Annotated in this window: 19 protein-coding genes; 5 read left to right on the top strand and 14 right to left on the bottom strand. The window is 58.6% G+C overall.

The annotated features are described in order from the left end of the window. Positions 1-12: 12 nt before the first annotated feature. On the bottom strand, positions 13-945 hold the full coding sequence (locus tag AC4FIC_RS02565) for a dienelactone hydrolase family protein (RefSeq protein WP_100258117.1): 933 nt from the start codon (positions 943-945) through the stop codon (positions 13-15). A gap of 234 nt (positions 946-1,179) precedes the next feature. On the opposite strand from AC4FIC_RS02565, the gene AC4FIC_RS02560 reads away from it, so the two are divergent. Continuing rightward, positions 1,180-1,692 carry an RNA methyltransferase gene (locus AC4FIC_RS02560; protein ID WP_100258118.1) on the top strand — a complete coding sequence of 171 codons (513 nt, stop codon included), beginning with the start codon at positions 1,180-1,182 and terminating at the stop codon, positions 1,690-1,692. A 17-nt stretch (positions 1,693-1,709) separates the two neighbouring features. On the opposite strand, the gene AC4FIC_RS02555 is transcribed toward AC4FIC_RS02560, so the two are convergent. The 5 genes from AC4FIC_RS02555 to katG all read right to left on the bottom strand — a co-directional run bounded on the left by AC4FIC_RS02555 (position 1,710) and on the right by katG (position 9,785). Beyond that, complete coding sequence (locus AC4FIC_RS02555) at positions 1,710-2,249, bottom strand: GNAT family N-acetyltransferase (protein WP_476195142.1); 540 nt, start codon at positions 2,247-2,249, stop codon at positions 1,710-1,712. Between the two features lie 58 nt (positions 2,250-2,307). Further along, positions 2,308-3,054, bottom strand: coding sequence for a pseudouridine synthase (locus tag AC4FIC_RS02550; protein ID WP_476194327.1), 747 nt, complete (start codon positions 3,052-3,054; stop codon positions 2,308-2,310). Between the two features lie 39 nt (positions 3,055-3,093). After that, entirely contained in the window at positions 3,094-6,183 is a 3,090-nt protein-coding gene (locus tag AC4FIC_RS02545) for an AAA family ATPase (protein WP_476195144.1), read from the bottom strand. Beyond that, entirely contained in the window at positions 6,180-7,385 is a 1,206-nt protein-coding gene (locus tag AC4FIC_RS02540; RefSeq protein WP_100258122.1) for an exonuclease SbcCD subunit D, read from the bottom strand. Before AC4FIC_RS02540 ends, AC4FIC_RS02545 begins: the two co-directional genes overlap by 4 nt. A 243-nt stretch (positions 7,386-7,628) precedes the next feature. Then, positions 7,629-9,785 carry a catalase/peroxidase HPI gene (gene katG, locus AC4FIC_RS02535; protein WP_273286276.1) on the bottom strand — a complete coding sequence of 719 codons (2,157 nt, stop codon included), beginning with the start codon at positions 9,783-9,785 and terminating at the stop codon, positions 7,629-7,631. A 372-nt stretch (positions 9,786-10,157) separates the two neighbouring features. On the opposite strand from katG, the gene AC4FIC_RS02530 reads away from it, so the two are divergent. After that, positions 10,158-11,042 carry an NAD-dependent epimerase/dehydratase family protein gene (locus AC4FIC_RS02530; RefSeq protein WP_100258124.1) on the top strand — a complete coding sequence of 295 codons (885 nt, stop codon included), beginning with the start codon at positions 10,158-10,160 and terminating at the stop codon, positions 11,040-11,042. A gap of 97 nt (positions 11,043-11,139) precedes the next feature. After that, positions 11,140-11,751, top strand: coding sequence for an MOSC domain-containing protein (locus AC4FIC_RS02525; protein ID WP_100258125.1), 612 nt, complete (start codon positions 11,140-11,142; stop codon positions 11,749-11,751). 12 nt (positions 11,752-11,763) lie between these two features. On the opposite strand, the gene AC4FIC_RS02520 is transcribed toward AC4FIC_RS02525, so the two are convergent. After that, entirely contained in the window at positions 11,764-12,750 is a 987-nt protein-coding gene (locus AC4FIC_RS02520; protein WP_273286272.1) for an NAD(P)-dependent alcohol dehydrogenase, read from the bottom strand. Between the two features lie 190 nt (positions 12,751-12,940). Here AC4FIC_RS02520 and earP point away from each other — a divergent pair, with 190 nt between their 5' ends. Then, positions 12,941-14,074: an elongation factor P maturation arginine rhamnosyltransferase EarP gene (gene earP / locus AC4FIC_RS02515; protein ID WP_100258127.1), complete on the top strand. Its 1,134-nt coding sequence runs from the start codon at positions 12,941-12,943 to the stop codon at positions 14,072-14,074. A 45-nt stretch (positions 14,075-14,119) separates the two neighbouring features. Then, positions 14,120-14,692: an elongation factor P gene (locus AC4FIC_RS02510; RefSeq protein ID WP_100258128.1), complete on the top strand. Its 573-nt coding sequence runs from the start codon at positions 14,120-14,122 to the stop codon at positions 14,690-14,692. Between the two features lie 65 nt (positions 14,693-14,757). Here AC4FIC_RS02510 and AC4FIC_RS02505 read toward each other — a convergent pair whose 3' ends face one another. The 7 genes from AC4FIC_RS02505 to xdhB form a co-directional block, all read right to left on the bottom strand. Beyond that, a complete protein-coding gene (locus AC4FIC_RS02505) occupies positions 14,758-15,969 on the bottom strand; it encodes a urate hydroxylase PuuD (RefSeq protein ID WP_273286270.1) in 1,212 nt (403 codons plus the stop codon). 13 nt (positions 15,970-15,982) lie between these two features. Then, positions 15,983-17,335 carry a guanine deaminase gene (gene guaD / locus AC4FIC_RS02500; protein ID WP_476195065.1) on the bottom strand — a complete coding sequence of 451 codons (1,353 nt, stop codon included), beginning with the start codon at positions 17,333-17,335 and terminating at the stop codon, positions 15,983-15,985. Between the two features lie 3 nt (positions 17,336-17,338). Further along, positions 17,339-17,674: a hydroxyisourate hydrolase gene (gene uraH / locus AC4FIC_RS02495; RefSeq protein ID WP_273286266.1), complete on the bottom strand. Its 336-nt coding sequence runs from the start codon at positions 17,672-17,674 to the stop codon at positions 17,339-17,341. Between the two features lie 61 nt (positions 17,675-17,735). Then, a complete protein-coding gene (uraD, locus tag AC4FIC_RS02490) occupies positions 17,736-18,239 on the bottom strand; it encodes a 2-oxo-4-hydroxy-4-carboxy-5-ureidoimidazoline decarboxylase (protein ID WP_100258132.1) in 504 nt (167 codons plus the stop codon). Then, on the bottom strand, positions 18,240-19,613 hold the full coding sequence (gene allB / locus AC4FIC_RS02485; RefSeq protein ID WP_100258133.1) for an allantoinase AllB: 1,374 nt from the start codon (positions 19,611-19,613) through the stop codon (positions 18,240-18,242). Then, positions 19,610-20,515, bottom strand: a complete 906-nt coding sequence (gene xdhC, locus AC4FIC_RS02480) for a xanthine dehydrogenase accessory protein XdhC (RefSeq protein WP_273286263.1) — start codon at positions 20,513-20,515, stop codon at positions 19,610-19,612. Before xdhC ends, allB begins: the two co-directional genes overlap by 4 nt. Beyond that, positions 20,508-22,252 (bottom strand): xanthine dehydrogenase molybdopterin binding subunit (xdhB, locus tag AC4FIC_RS02475; protein WP_476194335.1); only part of this gene is annotated, 1,745 nt, incomplete at its 5' end. The genes xdhC and xdhB, both read right to left, overlap by 8 nt.

Genomic DNA, 22,252 nt, shown 5'->3' with positions numbered 1-22,252 from the left:
GGGGAACCCTACTCAGCTGAGCTGAGCTTTAAAAAAATCAACCGTGCGTTGCCAGGCCAATTCCGCCTCGGCTTCGGCATAGCGGCCGGTCGAGTCGTTATGAAAACCATGGTTCACGCCGTCGTATATATAGGCGTTGTAGTCGACGCCATTGGCTTTCAGAGCCTCTTCATAAGCAGGCCAAGAGCCATTGACTCGATTGTCCAAGGCGGCAAAATGCAGACTCAACGGGGCCTTTACGCGACTGCGCAGCGCCTCGGCCGGCGGTGTGCCATAGAAGGGCGCACCGGCGTTCAAATCATCGGGCAGCGCTGCGGCCAACATATTGACCACATAGCCGCCGTAGCAGAAGCCCACCGCGCCGAGTTTGCCATTACTGAGCTCATGATTTTTGAGGAACAGGGCCGCGGCAATAAAGTCTTCTTCCAACTTGGCTTTATCGAGTGAGCCTTGCATCGCTCTACCCTCATCATCATTGCCGGGATAGCCGCCCAGTGGATAAAGGGCATCCGGTGCAAAGGCGATAAAACCGAGCATGGCCAAGCGGCGGGCGACATCCTTTATGTAAGGATTCAGGCCACGGTTTTCATGTATCACCAAGACCACTGGCGCGGTGCCGTTCAGCTCTTTCGGCGTAACCAAATAGCCCTGGCACTCGCCATAGCCCTTCGGTGAGGCGAACTTGGTGTAGGTTGCCTTGATACTGGCGTCATTAAACGAAACCTGTTCGGCCGCGGCGTAGTTCGGCATCAGTGCCGCGGTCAGCACGCTCATACTGAAACCCAGTGCCGTAAGGCCCGCCAGCCGTGCCATAAAGGTGCGCCGATCGATCAGACCGTGGGCGTATTCGTCGTACCAGTTAAAGGCTTCTTGCGGGATGGGCCGTGCCACTGAGTTGTCATTGGTGGTTACCGGGATAGGTTGCAGGGATCGTGTTAAGGTCATGTTTCTCACTCCGTTTCAGGGAACAGGGTTTAATCGAGTTTAGGCAGGGAAACAACCGGTGAGCGCGACGCTATCTGCTCACTTCCGTGCCGAAGTTAATTTTACGAGCAGTCCGAAGAGGCAGATCAAAATTTAGTCAGAATATTCTTTTTAGTCAAATCTTGGCCCGCGACCCTGTTCCCATCGCCTGCTTTAGCTATACTGCCCAACCGATCGCGAGCAAAGGTTTACCGCATGACCCAAAGCCTAACCCTGGTTGCCCTAACCAACCCCAAAAGCCCTACCAATGTCGGCTCGGTGTTGCGCGCAGCAGGCTGTTTCGGTGTCGACGAGGTGCTCTACAGTGGCACCCGCTACGATATGGCCAAGAAGTTCCAGACCGACACCAAGGGCGTGCACAATAGGATCCCATTGACCCATGTCGAGGATTTTTTTTCCGCACCCAGCGCGCCGCTGACCCGAGTCTGTGTCGATCTGATTGAGGGCGCCACGGCCTTGGGGGATTTTGTGCACCCGGAGCGGGCACTCTATATCTTTGGACCGGAAGATGGCTCGCTCAGCCAAGCCGTAATCGACCAGGCCGATGCAGTCGTTTACATCCCCACCATCGGCTGCCTGAATTTAGCCGCGACGGTGAATATTGTGCTTTATGATCGGGCCGCTAAACTAAATTTAGTCCCGGGTGGCGATCGCCTAATCCAAACCAGTCGCGACACCAATAACAAGACCAACCACGGCGGTCGATAAGGCTCGACCGAGAATCTCTAGGCCGAGTATTCCGATGCCAGTAGCGAATAGATGGCGTGATCGACAAAGTGCGTGTAGAGCCACTCGCACTGGCGCAGACTGCCCTCGTATTGAAAGCCCAGACGCTCCGGAATCGCCCGGCTTTTGTGATTGTGTACCGCACAGTGAATTTCAATCTTATTGAACTTTAACTCGCTAAAGCCGATGCGCAATAGTTCCCGCACCGCGGTGCTGACCACGCCCTGCCCGCTGCTGCCTTGCGCCAGCCAATAGCCGATCGAGGCCGAGCCATGCATTTTTTTCACCGCATGAAAACCGGCGACTCCGCACAGTTTATTGTGATGAAACAAGGCAACGTTCGGCACACCGTCGCGGGTGCTTTGTTGGCCCACCGATTGCACGAAGGCGGCGGTATCTTGCAGGGATTGAATATGATCCAACCATGGCAACCATTGGCGCAGATGCGCGCGATTGGCCTCGGTCAAATCATAGAGCCGTTGGCTATGCGCCGCGCTGAGCGGTTCCAGGGCAACATTATTGGCGAGTTCAATTCTCATTATGGCCATCCTAACTGTTGATTAATGCGCCCCGAGCCTACTCCCTGGGGCGCCAAATTCAATCCACAAACAGGCCCAACTCGGACGCTGTCAAGTCGCGCCATTGGCCTTCGGCGAGATCCGTTGCCAGCGGACTGGTCCGGTCAGCGTCCGGGCCGCCGTTCAGATAGAGCCCCCCGATGCGGAACCGATGCAGGCTCAGCACCGGATTGCCCATGCGGCCAAACATCCGTTTAATTTGGTGGTACTTGCCCTCGGTCAACACCAGATCGGCGACGCGATCGGCGACGATGGTCAGGATCACCGGGGCCGTGGTGCTGTCTTCGAATTCAAAGTACATGCCGGCGGCAAAGGCCTGAATATAGTCCGGCGTGATCGGATGAGTCACCCCGACCCGATAGTGCTTGGCGACCTTGGTCTCCGGCGCGCTGAGCCGCTTCGACCAGCGACCGTCGTTGGTCAGCAACATCAAACCGGTGGAGTTCAGGTCGAGGCGGCCGGCCAGGTGCAGGCCGGGGATGGCTGGGCCGTCGATCAAATCCAGAACCGTGCGGTGAATCGGGTCCTCGGTGGCACTGACCACGCCGACCGGCTTGTGCAGCATCCGGTAGACTCGCTGCCGCTCTTGCAACAGCTGCCCCTGGCAGCTGATAGTAGAGAAACTATCGATCTGCAGCGCGGCATCGGATACCCACTGACCGTCGACACAAATCTGCCGTTGGGCCAGCAATGGCTTGACTTGGCGCAGACTGATTTGACAGGCCTTGCTGATAAACCGATCGAGCCGGCCGCGTTTAGCGACCATTCAAAAGACTCCCACTGGCATGCAAAAGACACCCATCGATCATAAAACCCCCACTACAGCAATCCGGCTGCCCAGTGGCGACGGCTCTATATCGATGCGCAGTTGCATCTGTTCGCGCATCTCGCTGACGTGTGAAATCACCCCGATGGTGCGCCCGGTTTTACGCAGGTCAATCAGGGTTTGCACGGCCAGTTCGAGCGATTCCATATCCAGCGAGCCAAAGCCCTCGTCGATAAACAACGTCTCCAGGCGAATGCCACCGGAATAGCTCTGCACCACGTCGGATAAGCCCAGCGCTAAGGCCAGTGCCGCCATAAAGGACTCACCCCCGGACAGGGTATTGGCCGGCCGAGTGGCGCTGGAGTAAGCGTCTTCAATCTCCAGTTCCAGACCCGAGGTCTTATTGCCCTTGCTGCGCTCCAGTTTGCGTTTGAGAATATAGCGGCCCTTGCTCATCAGCTGCAAGCGCTGGCTGGCCTCGCGCAGAACATCGTCCAGCAAGACCCCAAGCACAAAGCGTTGCAGGCTAATACGATTGCCGCTTTGACCACTGGCGACATCCGACAGGGTGCCGTAAATGCGGTAATCGGCCTCAACTTGCGCCAAGTCCCCTTGGTTTTTCTGCAACAACTTACTGACCCGCAGCAGTGAGTCGCGCTCGCTGGTGGTCGCGCTCAAACCTTGGCGAGCCAGCTTCTTCTGCGCATCGGCGGCCTCGAGTGCCTGCGCTAAGGCCGGCAGATCGGGTCGGCTGTGCTGCGCCAGTTCTCCTTCGCTTTGGGCCATGCGGCCGGTCAGTTCGGCGACGCGCTGATGATAGGCCTTGAGCTCGGCCACCAATGCCGAAAGCGGGCCGGCCTCGAGCAGAGCGGCCTGAAACAAGGCCACGCTGGCGAAGCCGGCCTGGCTCAGCTGTGCAGCCCAGGTCAGTTGGCGTTGCTCGATGTCGGTGGTTAAGGTTGCGATACGGCTCAGTCGATCGGCCTGCAGAGACTGCTGACTGACCAACTGTTGCTGCACGCCCTGCAACGCTTGTTGACTGCTTAGATAGCGACTGTCGATCTGTGCAATCAACTGCGCCAGCCGATTCAGTTGGTCGGCTACTCGACCCGGCTCTCGGTCCGCCTCGGGGATTTGCTGTTCCAGTTGCTGCACCGCCGCACGGTATTCAGCCTCGACCTGCACACATTGATCACGGTTTAGGGTAGCCCGACTCAGGGCGGCATCGAGTTCGAGCCGCTCGTTGTCGCCCGCTTCGATCTGCGCCAGTTCACTCTGCTGCTTGTGCTGCACCACCAGCAACTGTTGGATCTGTTGGTTGAGGCTGTGCCATTGCGCCCGAAACCAATCGATCGATTGCTCGGCCTGCGCGCCGATCTCGGCCCACAGTTCGTCGGCCCGCTGCTGCTGTTGCGTCAGGGCAAAGGCCTGCTGTTTTACCCGAACCTGCACCGCCGCGACGCCCTGCTGGGCTTGGCCGGCTAGGGCGCGCACTCGATCCAGCTCGGTCTTGGTGGTGAGCACCGCCCCGGCGGCCAGGTGTGCCGGGTTGGGATGCGTCAGGCTGCCACAGACCAGACAGGCTTGATCATCATTGAGCTGACGCGCCAATTCCGCGGCCTGACCCTGATGCCAGGCCAGCTCGGTCTGTTTGGCGCTGAGTTCGGCCTGCTCTGCCGCGCGCTCGGCTTGGCCGAGCAGCAGTTGGTCTTGGCTGAGTTGCTCCTGGCCCTCGCTCAGGCTGGTTTGCAGATCGTGCCACTGCTTCTTCAATAGCCCCTGGCGTTTGCAGTGCTCCAGGTCGACCTTGAGCTGCGGCAGCTGCTGCAGTTGACGGCCCTGCTCGTGCTGCAATGCATCCAGTTGCGCGCGCTGTTCCTGCAGGAGCCGTTGCCGATCGGTTATCTGACCTACTGCCTGAACGGCCTGGGCGCTGTTGGCTTGAGCGCGCTGCATCTGGGCCAGCTGTTCTGTCAAGGCTTGCAGGCCTTGCTGTTTCGCCTGCCAGGCCGACAGTTCGGCCTTATGGGCGTCGAGTTGTTGCCAGTCTTGCGCGGCCGCGCTGAATCGACTCTGCGCCAGCGTTTGGTCTGTCCGAAGCTGTTCGATTTGAGCGCCGAGCTGTTGCTGTGCTGCTTGTTCCTGCAGCAATCGATCCTGTTGGTCAATCAGTGTCCGCTGATAGGGCGCAATGGCGCGTGCCGCCTCGGCTTGCTGCAACCGAATGGCCTGCTGTTGCATGGCAGGCGCCTGGGCCATCAGCTCGGCCTGCTCAAGCTGCAAATGCTCGAATTGGGCGAACTTATCGGTCAGGCTATTGGCCTGCGCCACGGCCTGTGCGGCTGCGGCCGCCACGACCTCGGCCTGCTGAAACGCCGCCTGTTCGGCGAGGAAACGCGGTTCGAGTTCGGCCAGCTGCAAGACCAGGCTCTCGCCATCGCTCAGATGCACCGAGGCCAAGAGCCCCTCGGCGTGATCGCGCAGGCTTTTGCGTTCGCTGCGCAACTGGGCCGACTCGCTTTTGAGCCGGTCTTCAATCTGTTTGAAAATTTGCGTCTGAAACAGCTGACTGAAGATCTGCTCGCGCTCGTCTGAGTCGGCCAAGAGCAACTTGCGAAATTGCCCCTGGGGCAACACCATCACCTGGCGAAACTGCTCGGCACTCAGACCGGTAGTGGTTTTGACCCATTCATTGATCTCCTTGATGCCCTTGAGCGCCAGGAGGCTGGCTTGGCTTTCATCGAACGGCGCGACAAAATCGGCCGCGGCGATACGATAGACCGAGCCACTGGGCGCGCGCAGCGTGGTGCCCGCGCCGACCTTCTTGGCCACTTCCTGCTGTGGCCGGCGGTAAATGCGATAGACCTGGTCGGCCAGACTGAAGTCGAACACCACCTCGGTGTCCAAGTCGGGAGCGGACAGATCGCAGCGCATAAAGACGGCTTCGCGTTCATTGCCAGTACTCTGGCCATAGAGGGCAAAACAGATGGCATCGAGCACGGTGCTCTTGCCGGCGCCGGTTGGGCCGTTAATCAGAAACAGCGGATTGACACCGAGTGCCTGGAAGTTGATCCGCTCGGTCCCGGCAAAGGGACCAAAGGCCTGGATCGACAGCTGAATAGGTTTCATGATGGCTCTCCTGGGCTCGCGCTTGCGCCGCCTGGTTCAACCGGCGCACTCGTCCGGGATTCGCTCTGATGCAGAGCGCCAATCACCCGCGCCAAGGCCTCGCTTTGGGCCGGTAGCATGGCCTCGCCCAGCGTTTGTTGAAAGAAGTCGGCAAAGAGCTCGAATTCACTGCGCTTGAGCTGTTCTTTTGACAGCGACCCGAGCGGGTTGTCGACCATCACGCCGGGCTTTTCCAGATGCAGTAGGTTCGGGTAGAGGCCGCGTAACTTGCCCATGGCATCGAGAATTGCGGTCTTGTCGGTCAGGCGAATCAGCAGGTAGTCGTCGGACTGCGGGTCGTCAAAGGCAGCGGCCACTATGGTGTCAAACGTCCCTTCGATAATGCGCATGCCGCGTTGCGCGACCAAGGCTTCGGTGCGGATCTGGGCGGGTTGGCCCGGAAGCAGATCGATAATAACCACGCCCTTGTCCTGGCTCACTTCGGAGAAGCTGTATTTGAGCAGCGAACCGCAATAGCGGATCTGCTCCTGACCGCGAAACTGCGGTGCGTGCAAATGGCCAAGCGCGACATAGTCGAAATCGGTCATCGGCTGCCAACTCACCGTATCGGCGCCGCCGATCGACAGCGGCCGCTCCGACTCACTGACCAGCGCACCGCCGACAAAGCAATGACTGAGCAATACATTTATCGTGCCCGGCGCGTCTTGCGCAAGGTGCTTGCGAATTTCATCCACCAGATAGCTATGGGCCGCATCGAAGCTGTGCACCGGCACCTGAAACTGGTGCCGGACCCGCTCCGGTGTACAGAACGGAATACCGTAAAAGTGCACGCTCTGACCGGCCCGTTCAATCACCACCGGCCGAGTGATATGGTCCAGATCGCTGATAATATGCAGGCCGGCAGACTGCAGTAGATCGGCGCCAAAGCCCAAGCGCTCGGCCCCATCGTGGTTGCCACTGATCATCACCACCGCAACCCCCATCTCCAAGCACAGAGTCGACAGCGTCTCATTCAACAGCGCGACCGCTTCGGCCGGCGGCACCGACCGGTCATAGACATCGCCGGCGATCAACACCACATCACAGGCCTCGGTGCGCACGCGCTCAATCAGCTGGTGCAAGACATGGCGCTGATCCTCGAGCAGGCTGACATTGTGGAATTGTCGGCCGAGATGCCAGTCGGAGGTGTGCAGCACGCGCATAGGAGGTTCCAATGGGGTAAGAGCGGCTACTATAGGCAGGCGATGAGCTGCACGCAATAATTCGCTCGAATGCTGGTCAGCAATGCGACCTAGGCTGCACAGGGTGCCCGGTAGCAGATTTGGCCTGAAATGGGCCCGACCGGAGAAAAGGGATAAGCAATAATTAGGGGATCGATCTAGGTGGGTAAGCACCCAGATCGATCCCCCGCGCCGCAAATGTTGCCGGCACGGGGTGGGCTGGACTTACGCTAGATCGAAGCGATCCGCGTTCATCACCTTGGTCCAGGCGGCAACAAAGTCCTTAACGAACTTTTCTTGATTATCATCCTGGGCATAGACCTCAGCATAAGCACGCAGTATCGAGTTGGACCCGAACACCAGATCGACCCGGGTCGCCGTCCACTTGACGGTGTCCGTTGCCCGCTCGCGGATTTCATAGAGATTATCTCCGGTTGGCGCCCAGCGATAATTCATATCCGTTAGGTTCACGAAAAAATCGTTGCTCAACGCGCCTTCACGATCCGTCAACACACCGTGTTTGCTGCCGCCATGATTGGTACCCAGAACGCGCATACCGCCCACCAGCACGGTCATCTCGTGCGCCGTTAGGCCCATCAGTTGGGTGCGTTCGAGCAGTAACTCTTCCGCGCTCACGGCGTAGTCCTGTTCAAGCCAGTTACGGTAACCATCAAAGATGGGTTGCAAGACCTCAAAGGAGTCGACATCGGTCAGCGCCTGGGTAGCGTCGCCGCGCCCGGGTGAAAACGGCACCTGGGTTGGGAAGCCGGCGGCCTTGGCAGCCTGCTCAACACCAACGTTACCGGCGAGCACGATAACATCCGCCACGCTGGCACCGCACTCGCTGGCTATCGGTTCAAGCACGGCGAGCACCTTGGTCAAGCGTGCCGGTTCGTTGCCGGGCCAGTCTTTCTGAGGCGCTAACCGGATGCGAGCCCCGTTGGCACCGCCGCGCATGTCCGAACCGCGATAGGTCCGTGCGCTGTCCCAGGCGGTGGACACCAGTTCGCCGATACTCAGGCCGCTGGCCACGATTTTGGCCTGCACGGCCTGGACATCGAAGTCGACTCGACCGGCGGGCACCGGATCTTGCCAAATAAGATCCTCACTGGGCACATCCGGACCGATGTAACGGGCCTTGGGGCCCATATCGCGGTGCGTCAACTTAAACCAAGCGCGTGCGAAGACATCGGCGAAGTGGCCTGGATCTTGGTAGAAGCGTTCCGAGATCTGACGATATTCCGGGTCCATCTTCAGGGCCATATCGGCATCGGTCATGATCGGGTTGCAGCGGATCGACGGGTCTTCGACATCCACCGGCATATCTTGTTCTTTAATATTGATCGCTTGCCACTGCCAAGCACCGGCTGGGCTCTTTTTCAGTTCCCACTCGTAGTTGAGCAACAGATGGAAATAGCCGTTGTCCCATTCGGTTGGGTGCGTCGTCCAAGCGCCTTCAATACCGCTGGACAGGGTGTCGCGACCCACGCCGCGAGTGGTCTTGTTTAACCAACCCAGGCCCTGATCATCGAGACTCGCGCCTTCCGGTTCCGGTCCCAATAGATCCGGACTGCCGTTACCGTGCGCCTTGCCAACGGTGTGACCGCCGGCCGTTAAGGCCACGGTTTCTTCATCGTTCATGGCCATGCGGGCAAAGGTTTCGCGCACATCATGAGCGGTCTTGAGCGGATCCGGATTACCGTCCACGCCTTCTGGATTGACATAGATCAGACCCATCATCACCGCGGCGAGTGGGTTGACGAGATTACGGTCGCCCGAGTAGCGGCTATCGGGATTATCGGTTGGGGCAAGCCATGCTTTTTCGGCACCCCAATAGATGTCCTTTTCTGGATGCCAAATATCCGCCCGGCCGAAGGCGAAGCCGAAGGTCTTCAGACCCATAGACTCATAGGCCATGGTACCGGCATAGGCAATCAAATCGGCCCAGCTGAGCTTGTTGCCGTATTTTTTCTTAATTGGCCAGAGCAAACGACGCGCCTTATCCAGATTGACGTTATCCGGCCACGAATTAAGCGGCGCAAAGCGTTGGTTGCCGGTTCCGGCTCCGCCTCGACCGTCGGCGCTGCGGTAGGTCCCGGCCGCATGCCAGGACATACGAATCATCAGGCCACCGTAATGGCCCCAATCTGACGGCCACCAATCTTGGCTGCTGGTCATCAAGGCGTGTAGGTCTTGCTTTAAGGCGGTTGTATCGAGTTTGGTGACCTCGTGCCGATAGTTAAAAGCGGCGCCCATCGGGTTGGTCTTAGTATCATGTTGGTGCAGAATGTCTAGGTTGAGCGCCTTAGGCCACCATTCAACGTTTGACGTACGGCTTACTGTGGCACCACCGTGCATCACCGGACACTTGGATTCTGACATCGGTTAATCTCCTGTTTCGTGTTTAAAAAAACATCCTCTACCAGTCCGACCGAATGTCGCATTGATAGTACAAGCTCCCTTCCTCTATTTGATATTTTTTTACTATTAAATATATTTCATCGATAGCCTAAGACTATTTTGTATTTTTATCCAATAGCGACTAAAAGGTAGCCCAACTATTGCGCCAATGCCATCGACCCAGATCAACCTTAAACACCGTGCAGGCCCTCCTCGCCTCTATGGCCGACAGGTCACCTAGGTTCTCGACAACACCGCCCTAGGTTTCGACTAAAGATGGGCAGGATTAACGTGGTCAAAATGCGGCTGTAGGTCTATTCTAGACACCTCTTTCAGTCGCTCAGGAATCAAGCCATGCGAATCTTATTCACCGGCGGCAGTGGCAAGGCCGGCAAACATGCGATCGCGCATTTACTCGAGCAGGGCCACCGTGTCACCAATGCGGACCTAATGCCGCTTGATCTGCCCGGCGTTGATTCGCTGCGGGTTGATCTCACCGATGCGGGCCAAGTCTTCAACGCCCTGCACGCCTATGCCGGTTTTGATGAGCTTGAATCCGGCACCGGCGTGCCGAGCTATGATGCGGTCGTGCACTTTGCCGCGATCCCATGCATTCTGATTCGGCCCGACAACGAAACCTATCGCATCAATACGCTAAGCACCTATAACGTGCTCGACGCGGCCGTTAAGTTGGGCATTCGCAAAGTCATCTTTGCCTCCTCGGAAACGACCTACGGCATCTGCTTTGCCGATGGTGATAAAAAACCCGACTACATTCCCATCGATGAAGATCACCCGACGATTCCGCAAGACAGCTATGCCATGTCGAAGGTGGTTAACGAGATCACCGCCCGCTCGTTTCAAGCCCGGAGCGGTTTTGATATTTACGGCTTGCGCATTAACAATGTGATTGAGCCGCACGAATACGCGACCAATTTCCCCGCCTTCTTAGACCAGCCTGAGCTGCGCCGGCGCAATATCTTTGCCTACATCGACGCCCGTGACCTCGGTCATATGGTCGACTGTTGTCTTAAAACCGATGGCCTAGGCTATGAAGTTTTTAATGTCTCAAACGACGATCTGTCGGTCGGCATTAGCAATCAGGCTGTTATCGAACGTTTCTATCGGGGCGTGCCGCAAAAGCGCGACATGGGTCCCAATGAGACGTTCTATGCCAATAACAAGGCCAAACGACTGGTCGGCTTTGCACCGCAACACTCCTGGCGCGACGTGCTCTAGGCAGCGGCGATGCGCAGCGGTCCGGCAACGGACGCTGCTCGTTGTGGGCCTAGTGACCACCACCATTACTATTGCATAGCCAGCCTGAGAACCTCCATTGAATATCAGCAACTTAGCTCACTACACCCTTGATGGCACTGCTACTTCGAGCCAAACGCTAGAGCTGTCGCTCAGCGGCATAGTCGCCCATCAAGACACCCACCCTTGGCGACAAATTCTATTTGTGCCCCAAGCAACCTTGGATGGCTTTGCGCTCTCGGCCACCGCGCTCAGAGCCAACGTGGTTATTCGGGGCAGCACCAATATTCATGACCTACCTTCGGGCACTGTGATCACCATCGGCGCGGTCAAAGTCCGCCTAACCTTTCACTGTGAACCGTGCAAGAAGATCACCGGTGTGGTTAGTACCAAGGCGATTTTGCACCAGCGTGGTTATTTTGGCCAAGTCATCCAGCCGGGTTTGATTTCATGGGACGATAAGATTGCGGTCAGCGCGGAACGAATGCCGGCCATACCCTATGCGGTGGCAGATCGGGTGCGCTGGTACCTTGCTCAACAGAGCGAGCCAATGACTGCCAGCCAATTGCTCCGGGATTTGGGTGTGCCACTCAGCTATTGCCGAGCGTTGCCCAATATTATTCGCAATCGGCCCGATATCGATCCGGCGCAAATCATCTATGCCTCGGCCCGAAAGAAGCCATCCAGATAACAGCGCATACTCTCACGATTCGGCTGTGCCGATCTGTATCACCACACTGCCTAGGCGTTGTTCGGACTCCACTCGCCGATGCGCATCGACCGCCTCACTCATCGGATACACTCGGTCCACCACAGCCTTTAATTCGCCGGTGCTGAGCATCTGCTGCAAGCAGTGTAATTCTGCGCGAGTTTCACCGGCAAAGGCGAACAGGGCTCGCTGGCTTGAAAATATTGAGGTCACAACGGACTGCAGCATTTTCAATAGGGTCGGGTTAGCCATCAGATATCGGCCCTTCGGACGCAGCGCGCGCATCGTGCGGCCATAGGGACTGGACGCCACCATATCCAAGATAACGTCATAGCTGGCCGGACTCTGGCGAAAGTCGGTCTGACGATAATCGATCACCCGATCGGCGCCAAGCCCGCGCAGTAGCGCGGCCTTGGTGCCGCTGTCGACGGCGGTGACCTGCGCACCCCGTTGTTTGGCGATTTGCACGGCATAGGTTCCGATGCTGCCACCGGCACCATTGATCAATACATGCTCGCCCGCTTGAATGCCCGCCCGATCCATAAAATGCAGCGCATTCAAGCCACCGAGTGGCACCGCGGCCGCCTCGGCATAGGACAGGCCATCGGGAATGGTGGCCAGGGTGTAATCACTCGGCAGACACAGGTATTCGCCATAGGCGCCAAAGCGCAGCTGGCTGGAGCCAAACACCCGCTCCCCGGGTGCGAGATTTTGCACCGCCGCACCCACCTGAGTAATTTGCCCGGCAAAATAACCGCCCAAGATCTGCCGCTTGGGTTTGCGGATGCCCAGGGCAAGCCGCAATGGCAGCCAGAACCATTGCACCGGAAAGTGGAAGCTGCGCAACTCACAGTCGGATTTGGTCGCCTCTGCGGCATGCACTCGGATCAACACTTCATTCGCCAACGGACTCGGGGTCGGTCGGTCGGCCAACTGCAGTACCTCGGCAGCGCCGTATTGACGGTAGATAATTGCTTTCATCGGTTGTTCTCCTTGCAACAGGTACCTGATTTGCTAAGGGTAGCATAGCGGCTCAACAACGCAGGACAACACAGATGCCTCACCCGCGTGACGCGGCCGCACCTGGGCGGTAAGATGCTGACCTGAACCACACCGCCGACTCAGGTCGTGGGACGGCCACACACCCCTTATTTCATTAGAGCAGGTTTTTATGCGTACTCGCTGGGACATCTTTTGCCGTGTTGTCGATAACTTTGGCGATATCGGGGTGACTTGGCGCTTGGCGCGCCAATTGGTCGCCGAGCAGGATATGGCCGTCTGCCTTTGGGTCGATGATCTGAATGCCCTCTGCCCGCTCTGCCCGGAGGCCGATGCCAACCTCGATCAACAAAGCCTGAGCGGCGTTACCGTCAAACAGTGGCCAACCCAGTGGCCCGGTGCCGAGGCCGCCGATGTGGTCATCGAGGCCTTCGCGTGCGATTTGCCAGCCGCCTATATAGCCGCCATGGCCGAGCGTGAGCGACCCTCGCTATGGCTCAACCTGGAATATCTCAGCGCCGAAGACTGGGTTGAGGGCTGCCACGGCCTGCCCTCACTGCAAGCCAAGGGCTTACACAAGTTCTTCTTCTTTCCTGGCTTTAGTGCCCAAACCGGCGGTCTATTACGCGAGGCCGATCTGCTCGATCGCCGGCGCGCGTTTCAAAGTTCGCCGACGGCTCGGGTGCAGTTTTTACAGGGTTTGGGCGTGGAGATTGCGCCGACAGAGCGGCTGATGAGTCTCTTTGGCTATGAAAATAGCGCCTTGCCTAGCTGGCTCGACTGTTTGGCCAGCGACACCGAAGCAACCCTGCTGCTGGTGCCGGCTGGGCGTCTCGATGCCGAGCTGCAGCAGTGGCTGAGGATTGCCGATTGGCCCGTTGGCGCGCGCGCTGTGCGTGGCCAACTCACGGTGCAAAAGATTCCCTTTGTCAGTCAACTCGATTATGACCGGCTCCTGTGGAGCTGCGACCTCAACCTGGTGCGCGGCGAAGACTCCTTTATCCGCGCCCAGTGGGCCGGCCGGCCGCTGCTCTGGCATATCTATCCGCAACAGGAGCAGGCCCATCTGATCAAGTTAGAGGCCTTTTTACAGCATTACTGTGCCGCTCTGTCTCCCGCTGCCCAACAGACCGTGCAAGCCCAATGGCAGGCCTGGAATTGCGGCGAGCCGATGACCCAAAGTTGGTTGGCGGTGCAGATGGTTTGGCCAGAATTGACCGATCACGCCGAAAAATGGTGCCAAAGGCTGGCAAAACAACAAAATATGTCCCAAGCCCTAGTACAGTTTTACCTAAATTGGTTATGATGCGGCTCCAGGAAATTAGTCTTCCCATGCCAATCGGACATAATTATGAAAACCGCACAAGAAATGAAGCCCAATAGTGTGGCACTGATCGACGGCCAGCCGTGGCTGATTCAAAAAGCCGATTTCACCAAATCCGGCCGTAACAGCGCCATTGTTAAGATGAAACTCAAGAATCTGCTGACCGGCTCCTCGACTGAGACCGTGTTCAAGGTGGATGACAAGCTGGAACCGGTCATTCTCGACAAGATCGAAGTTTCCTACTCTTACAACAGTGACTCGGTCTACGTGTTTGTCGATGCTGATTATAACCAGTATGAACTCGATGCCGACGACCTGGAAGCTGTCCTACCCTTTATTGTCGATGGTATGACCGACCTCTGTGTCGCGATCTTTTTCGAAGGCAAGGTCATTTCGGTCGACCTGCAGACCACGATCGTGCGTCAACTGACCTACACCGAAGGATCTGCCCGCGGCGATACTTCCGGCAAGGTGATGAAACCGGCGCAACTGTCCAACGGCACCGAAATCAAGGTACCGGATTTCTGCAATATCGGCGACTGGATCGAAATCGATACCCGTACCGGTGAGTACAAGTGTCGCGCTAAAGCTCCGGTCTAATAACCGGCGCGGCCGTCAAACCCTAAAAGCCCGGTCTGTGTACCGGGCTTTTTTGTGTCGATCGATTAGCGCGCTAGAGCCAGTAACCATTGGCCCAATTGGTCGCGCTCGGCCTGGGTCATCTGGGTCAGATTGCCGAGCGGCATATCCTTGTTCACCACCGCCCGAGTGCGGATCTTATCGGCACTGAGCTGAACCTGGGCCAAGGTGTCCAACAGGTAACCGGCCGGCGCCGTACTAAACATGTTCGACCGCGGATTACTGCTGTGGCATTCGGTGCACCGCAAGTCGATTAGCTTCATCGCCTGCTCATCGCTCATCAGACTGGTCGAACTGGTCGAACTGGTCGAACTGGCGCTCCGATTCAGTTCCGACCAGGGCGCAATGGCCACCATGATCGCTAAGAAGGCCACCAAGCCGCCGATCAAAACCAGCGGTTTGACCTCACCGCGATGCCGTAAATTGAAAAAGTGGCGAATCCACATACCATCGACAAACAGCGCCATCAGCACCAGCCAGCCGAAGGGATGGCTGTAGGTGAAGGCAAAGTGATTGCTGAGCATAATAAAGATCACCGGTAGGGTCGCGTAATTGTTGTGGATCGAGCGTTGCTTGCCACGAATCCCAGGACCGGGGCCGGGCACCCGTCCGGCGGCAATTTCGCTGACCATAAAACGCTGGCCGGGAATAATGGTGGTGAAGACATTGGCCGCCATGCAGGTACCGATCAGCGCGCCGATGTGAATATAGGTCGCCCGATCCGATAGAAACTGGTCCAGTGCCCAGGTCCAGGCCGTCAACAGCAGGGTCACCGTGACGGTAAACCACAGGCCCTGCTCCACCAGCCGGGTGCGGCACAGGCCTTCGTAAACGATGAATCCGACTAGAATACTGCCGATCGACAGACCGATGGCACTGGCCGCACCGATGGCGGATTTCGAGGCATCGAGCAGATAGGCGTCGGCACTGACGTAGTAGAGCAAGGTCAATAGCAACGCGCCACTGATCCAGGTGGTGTAGGCTTCCCATTTAAACCAGTGCAGGCGGCTCGGCATCTGTTCCGGCCCGTGCTGATATTTGGCCACCTCATAGAAACCGCCGCCGTGCACGGCCCATAGATCCCCCTTAATACCCTTCTGCTTCTTCCACTGCGGCGGCTCCTGCAAATTATTGTCGAGCCAAATAAAATAGAACGAGGCACCGATCCAGGCGATGCCGGCGACAACGTGAAAGTAACGCAAAATCAGGTGCAGCACTTCGAGAAAATAACTCGCCATCGGTTTAACTCGCTTAGGTTGAGGGCCCGGCTATCGGGTCAGTGACTGGCGGCACCCAAGTGCCGGCCGGGTCTTTGCTGACCCGCTCACCCATGAGGTAGGTTGCGGCAATGGAACGGTCATCGCCGAGCATCATCAGGGCGAACAGCTTATCGTGCAGGCTGTGGCTCTGTGCGAGGCGAAATTCTAGAAACGGCGTGGCGGCCCAATCGAGCACCACTATGTCGGCTTCAACACCAACCTCGAGTTGGCCGATGGTGCCTTCCAGATCGAGCGCTCGGGCGCCCCCGAGCGTGCTCAGATACAGGCCTTCGAAGGCCGACAGCTTATTGCCCAGGAGCTGCTGCACCTTATAAGCTTCGTTGTAGGTCTGCAGCAATGAGAAGCTGCTGCCGCCGCCGACATCGGTGCCCATGCCGACGGTGATCTTGTGCTCGCGCACCGCCTTCAGGTTAAACAGCCCGGAGCCAATAAAGAGGTTCGAGGTTGGGCAGTGGGCGATGGCCGTATCATGGTCGTGAATCGCCGTGAGCTCGCGTTCATTGAGATGAATACCGTGCGCCAGCACACTGCGTTTGCGCAGCAGGCCAGCATCTTCATACACGCCGACGTAGTCGGCCGACTCCGGAAACAACTCTTTCACCCACTCACATTCCTGCAAATTTTCCGACACATGGGTCTGCATATAGACATCGGGATACTCGGCCATCAGGTCGCGACAGGCGGCCAATTGTTCCGGTGTCGAGGTCGGTGCAAAGCGCGGTGTCAGCGCATAGGCCAGGCGGCCGCGGCCGTGCCACTTGTCGATCAGGGCCTTGGATTGGTGATAACTCGACTCGGCGGTGTCTTGCAGCGCCGGCGGGCAATTACGATCCATCATCACCTTGCCGGCGATCAGGCGCATATTCTTAGCCTCGGCCACCTCAAACAGAGCCTCGACCGACTGCGGGTGCACGGTGCCAAAGACCATTGCCGTGGTGGTGCCGTTGTTAAGCAGTTCGGTGGTGAAAATTTTCGCGATTGCGCTGGCATGGGCTGGGTCGGCGAACTTCTCTTCAGCGGGAAAGGCGTGTTCGGTCAGCCAGGTCAGCAGCTGTTCGCCATAGGCGGCGATCATTTCGGTTTGCGCGAAATGGACATGGCAATCGATCAGACCGGGGATAATGAGCTGCCCGGTGTGACGCTGAAGGGTAAAGCCGCTCGGGTACTGGCTGAGCATCTCGGCCTCAGGCCCCCGAGCAACAATCAGGCCATCGATAATAACCAACGCGCCCTGGGCCTGATAACGCACCGCATGCTCGCCCACAACGGCCGGATCATCGGTAAAGTCGAGTAGATCGCCACAGAGTATGACTCGGTTGTGCATCGCTTAACTGCCCCTATAGGTTGAATAGCCAAAGGCCGTGAGCAGCAAGGGTATATGGTGATGGCGCTCGTCCCGGCGCTGAAAACAGATATCGACCCAAGGAAAAAAGGCCGACTCACCCAGGTAGGTCTCGGTGTCGAAGCGCAGTCGATAAAGACCGAAGGGTAACTGGGCATCGTTGAGCGCCCAATTGAAAATACGTCCGTCGGCATCGGTCTGCTGGGTGTCCAGTTCCTGCCAGTGCTGATCGATCTGCACCGACAGCGTCACGGCAACGTTCGCCGCCGGCAGGCCTAGGCTGGTGTCGAGTATATGGGTGGTGATTAAACTCTTGCTCATAACGGGCTTCTTGTTAGGTCAGTCAGGTAGATCGTCGGCTCGACGGTATCACAGCGAGCGCTCATGCCAGCAACTTATGCAGGCGCAGGGTGGTAATCTTGTGCTGTTCGGCCGCCGCCAGGGGCCATTCCGACGCCTCATCATTGACCAAGCGCTGCTCCAGCAAGGCCAACATCTGGGCCGCACTCTTGCCGCTGGCACAGACAATGAAGATATAGCCAAACTTGGCGACGTAGGCATCGTTCAGATCAACTAGAGCTTGCAGCAGATCCGCCTCGGCCGAGTCCATGCCGGCCTGTTCGCCGGCCGCCTGATCGGCGGTATGGGCATATTTCTCGTGCAGGGTGTGAATATCACCGATGCGCGGGTGGCCGGAAAAGGCCTGCAAAATATCGACCCGGTTAACCCCTTGCCAGCGTTGGTCGGCCCGCGTCAGCAGTTGCTCTGCGCTGCTATAGGGACGGCCCTGCACCATAGCGGTGGCCCAAGCCTCGGCCGCGCAGCAGCTTTCGAATTGGCGTTGCGCCGCCGCTGGGCTCAGTTTGTTCAGTTCAGCCAGGCTCATCTAGTTCGACTCCTGCTCGGCCAGCAGCGCACGGCCGCGCGCGGGACCGGGAAAGTGGGGCCGGTCTTCATTGCTATAAATCAGCTCGCCAGCCAGCCAGGTACTGCGCACCACGCCGGTCAACTGATGGCCCAGATAGGGCGACACCTTATGGCGATGCTGAATAATCTCGGCGCTCACGGTGAAGCGCTGCTCGGGCGCAAAGACACAGAAGTCAGCCTGTTGGCCAATCGCAATCGCGCCCTTGTCGGTTAGGCCACAGAGCTCGGCCGGACGCTGCGCCATCAACCTGACTAGGTCGGTGAGCGGCATACCGCGCTGACGTGCCGCGGTCCAGATCAGCGACAGGCCAAATTGCAGACCGGAAATGCCGCCCCAGGCGTTTTCGATATCGCCGCTGTCGAGATTCTTAAGGTTTGGGGTACAGGGGCTGTGATCGGAGACGATGCAGTCGATGCTGCCATCGAGCAGGCCCTGCCACAGGCTTTCCTGATTCGACTGTTCGCGGATCGGCGGACAACACTTGTACGAGGCCTGGCCATCGGGAATGGTTTCGGCTGCCAAGACCAGATAATGGGGGCAGGTTTCGCAGCTGAGCAATAGACCTTCGGCGCGCGCGGCGCGAATCATCGGCAAGGCTTGGGCCGAACTCAGGTGCACTATATGAGCACGTGGGGTCAGGCCCTCGCTGACCAGTTGACGCATCACGCGGATCACCAGCGCGACGGCGTCGTTCTCCCAGCGCGCCGGGCGACTGGACAGAAAGCCTTGATAGCTGGTCGGTATCGACATCGGCTCGGCCGGACTGTGATCCAGCTCGGCATGGATCAGATGCGGCAAGTCGCGCCGCGCCAGTTGGCGCATGGCCAGGGTCAACTGCGCCTCATTGACCGACTGAAACTCGTCGATACCGGAGTCGATGGTAAAGGATTTCACCCCGAGCACTCCGGCCGCGAGCAAGGCGGGCAACTCAGTCAGATTGTCGGCCGTGGCCCCGCCCCAGAAGCCGGCGTCGACCCACAGTTTACCGGCCAACACCGCCTGTTTGGCCGCAAAGGCCGCGGCGCTGATGGTCACCGGTATACAATTCAGTGGCATATCGACCAGGCTGGTAATGCCACCGGCCGCGGCGGCATGGGTGGCGGTATCGAAGCCCTCCCAGTCGGTGCGGCCCGGTTCATTGATGTGCACGTGGCTGTCGACCAGGCCGGGCATCAGCACCCGATCGCCGAAGTCGTGCTGCTGGTCGGCCGGCGGCCGCGGCCCATCATAGGGCAAGATATCGACGATCCGGCCCGCGCGCACCACGACACAGGCCGGCCGTTCGCCCTCGGGCATCATCACCCGTTGGCTGGAAAACAGTTGATGGCTCATCTCGGGCTTGTCTCCTCTGCATCGGCGGACACGATGACCGGCGATTGGATCAGGGTATCTTTCAATTGGCGCCACTGCACTCCCTGGCGCATCGGCGACGGGCTGTGGCGGCTCTGATAGAGTTCGATCAGTTGCCCGGCAACCGACACCGCGACCTCCATCGGCAGCTTACCACTGACCTGGGCCAGACCGATCGGGCACTGTAAGCGGGCCATCTGTTCGGCACTAAAACCCTGATGCGCCAAGCGCAATCTAAAGCGTTCGGCCTTGGTTGCGGAACCGATCACGCCGAGCATCAGGCCAGTGCCCTGCTTGAGTATGGCGCTGCACAGACGGTAATCGAGGGCGTGGTTGTGGGTCATTACCAGCGACACGCTGTTGGCTGGCGCATGACGCACCTGCTCGACCGGATCTTCATCGACCAGGACCTGGACATTAGCCGGCATCGGCGCGGGAAACAGCGCGGCGCGGCTGTCGATCCAGCGCACGCGCACGGGCAACTGCGCCAAGAGCGGCACCAAGGCTTGGGCAACATGACCGGCACCGTATAGATCGACCCTGAGCCCGTCCGGTACCAGGGTTTCCAGTAAGACACTGACCGAGCCGCCACAACATTGGCCCAGGCTGGCACCGAGCGGGAAGTGCACCAAAGCCTGCTCGCTTTGCCCGGTCAACAGGGCCGCACGGGCGGCCTCGATGATTTTCAGTTCCAGATGGCCGCCACCAACCGTGGCATAGATATCGGTTGCACTGACCACCATCTTAGTGCCGGCGGCGCGCGGCGTGGATCCGGCCGACCCCAGTAGGGTGGCGAGCACAAAGGCCTCGCCGCGCCGGGTCAAGTCGGCCACCGCATCACTCCATGAGGCGGCGTGAAAACCGGCTGTTGAGCTATTAATCATCGCGGCGCTCCTGCTGATTTTGCTTTTGCCAGTGCCGTGCCACGGTCACCGCCTGCAGAATTTTCTCCGGCGTGGCCGGTGGATCCAGCGGTGGCGCATAGCGGTAATCGGTTAGGCTCGCCAAGGCATCGCGCAGGGCACACCAGACGCTGTTAGCGAGCATAAAGGGCGGTTCGCCCACGGCCTTGGAGCGAAATACCGTCACTTCCGGATTGGCCGACTCATAGAGCTGGACGCTAAAGCGGGTCGGCGTATCGCCGATGGCCGGTATCTTATAGGTCGCCGGCCCGGCGCTGAGCAGCGCGCCTTGGTCGTTCCAGCGCAGCTCTTCGTTGGTCAGCCAACCCATGCCCTGAATAAAGCCACCTTCGATCTGGCCGATATCCAGCGCCGGATTGATCGAATGACCGACATCGTGCAACAGGTCGACCTGGGTCACACTGCTTTCGCCGGTGAGGATATCAATTTCGACCTCGCTCAACGCCACGCCATGGGAAAAGTAAAAGAACGGTCGGCCGGTGCCGAGCTCGCGATCATAGTGAATTTTCGGCGTGGCATAAAAGCCATTGGCCGATAACGAAATACGCTGCAGATAGGCCAGATTGGCCAGCTCAGCAAAGCTCAGTTCGCCACCTGGGTAGGTCACCCGGTCGGCGCCAAACTCGATGTCGTCACGCGCGGCGTGGTAACGTTCGGCGACGAAATCGAGCAAGCGATCTTTGATTTTAGTGGCCGCATCCAATGCCGCCATGCCATTCAGATCGGTGCCGGCGGACGCGGCGGTGGGCGAGGTATTGGGCACCTTGTCGGTCCGGGTGGCGCTGATCGCGACCCGGTCCAGGCTGACGCCAAACACCTGAGCGACAATCTGCGCGACCTTGGTGTTCAGCCCCTGACCCATCTCGGTTCCGCCATGATTTAAATGGATCGAACCATCGTTGTAGACATGCACCAGCGCACCGGCCTGATTGAGGTGCTGCGCGGTAAAGGAAATGCCGAACTTCACCGGGGTCAGCGCCAGGCCCCGCTTGATGATCGGTGAGTTGCGGTTAAAGGCAGTGATGGCGGCGCGGCGCGTATCGTACTGGGCATCGTGGGCCAAGCGATCGATCATCTCGGCGACGACAAATTGCGTGACCTGCTGACCGTAGGGGGTGGTCTGGCGGCCCGGTTGATAGAGGTTGGCACGCCGAACCGCGAGCGGGTCCTTACCCAAGGCCCGGGCTATATCGTCCATAAGGGCCTCGGCCACGATCATGCCCTGGGGACCGCCAAAACCGCGAAAGGCGGTATTGCTGGCGGTATTCGATAGGCAGCGGTTACCGACGATGCGCACCTGATCGTAGAAGTAGGCGTTATCGGCGTGGAACATGGCACGGTCGACTATGGCATCGGACAGATCCGGTGAGTGGCCACAATGGCCATTGACCACTATATCGGCCGCACTGACCCGACCCTCGGCATCGAAGCCAACCTCATAAGTATTAAAGAAGGGGTGCCGCTTACCGGTAATGCGGAAATCATCGCTGCGCGCGAGCCGGATCTTAACCGCCCGGCCGGTCTGGGTTGCCGCCAAGGCGGCCAACACGGCCCATTGTGCGGCCTGGGTTTCCTTGCCGCCAAAACCGCCACCCATGCGGCGCATTTCAACCGTCACAGCATGCATCGGTTTGGCCAAGACTTGCGCGGTTAGGTGCTGCACTTCGGTCGGATGCTGGGTTGAACAATGCAGATGGA

The sequence above is a fragment of the Reinekea sp. genome, assembly GCF_982785585.1.
The sequence above is the reverse complement of the archived record's forward strand: the minus strand, read 5'-3'. Positions and strand labels throughout refer to the sequence as shown.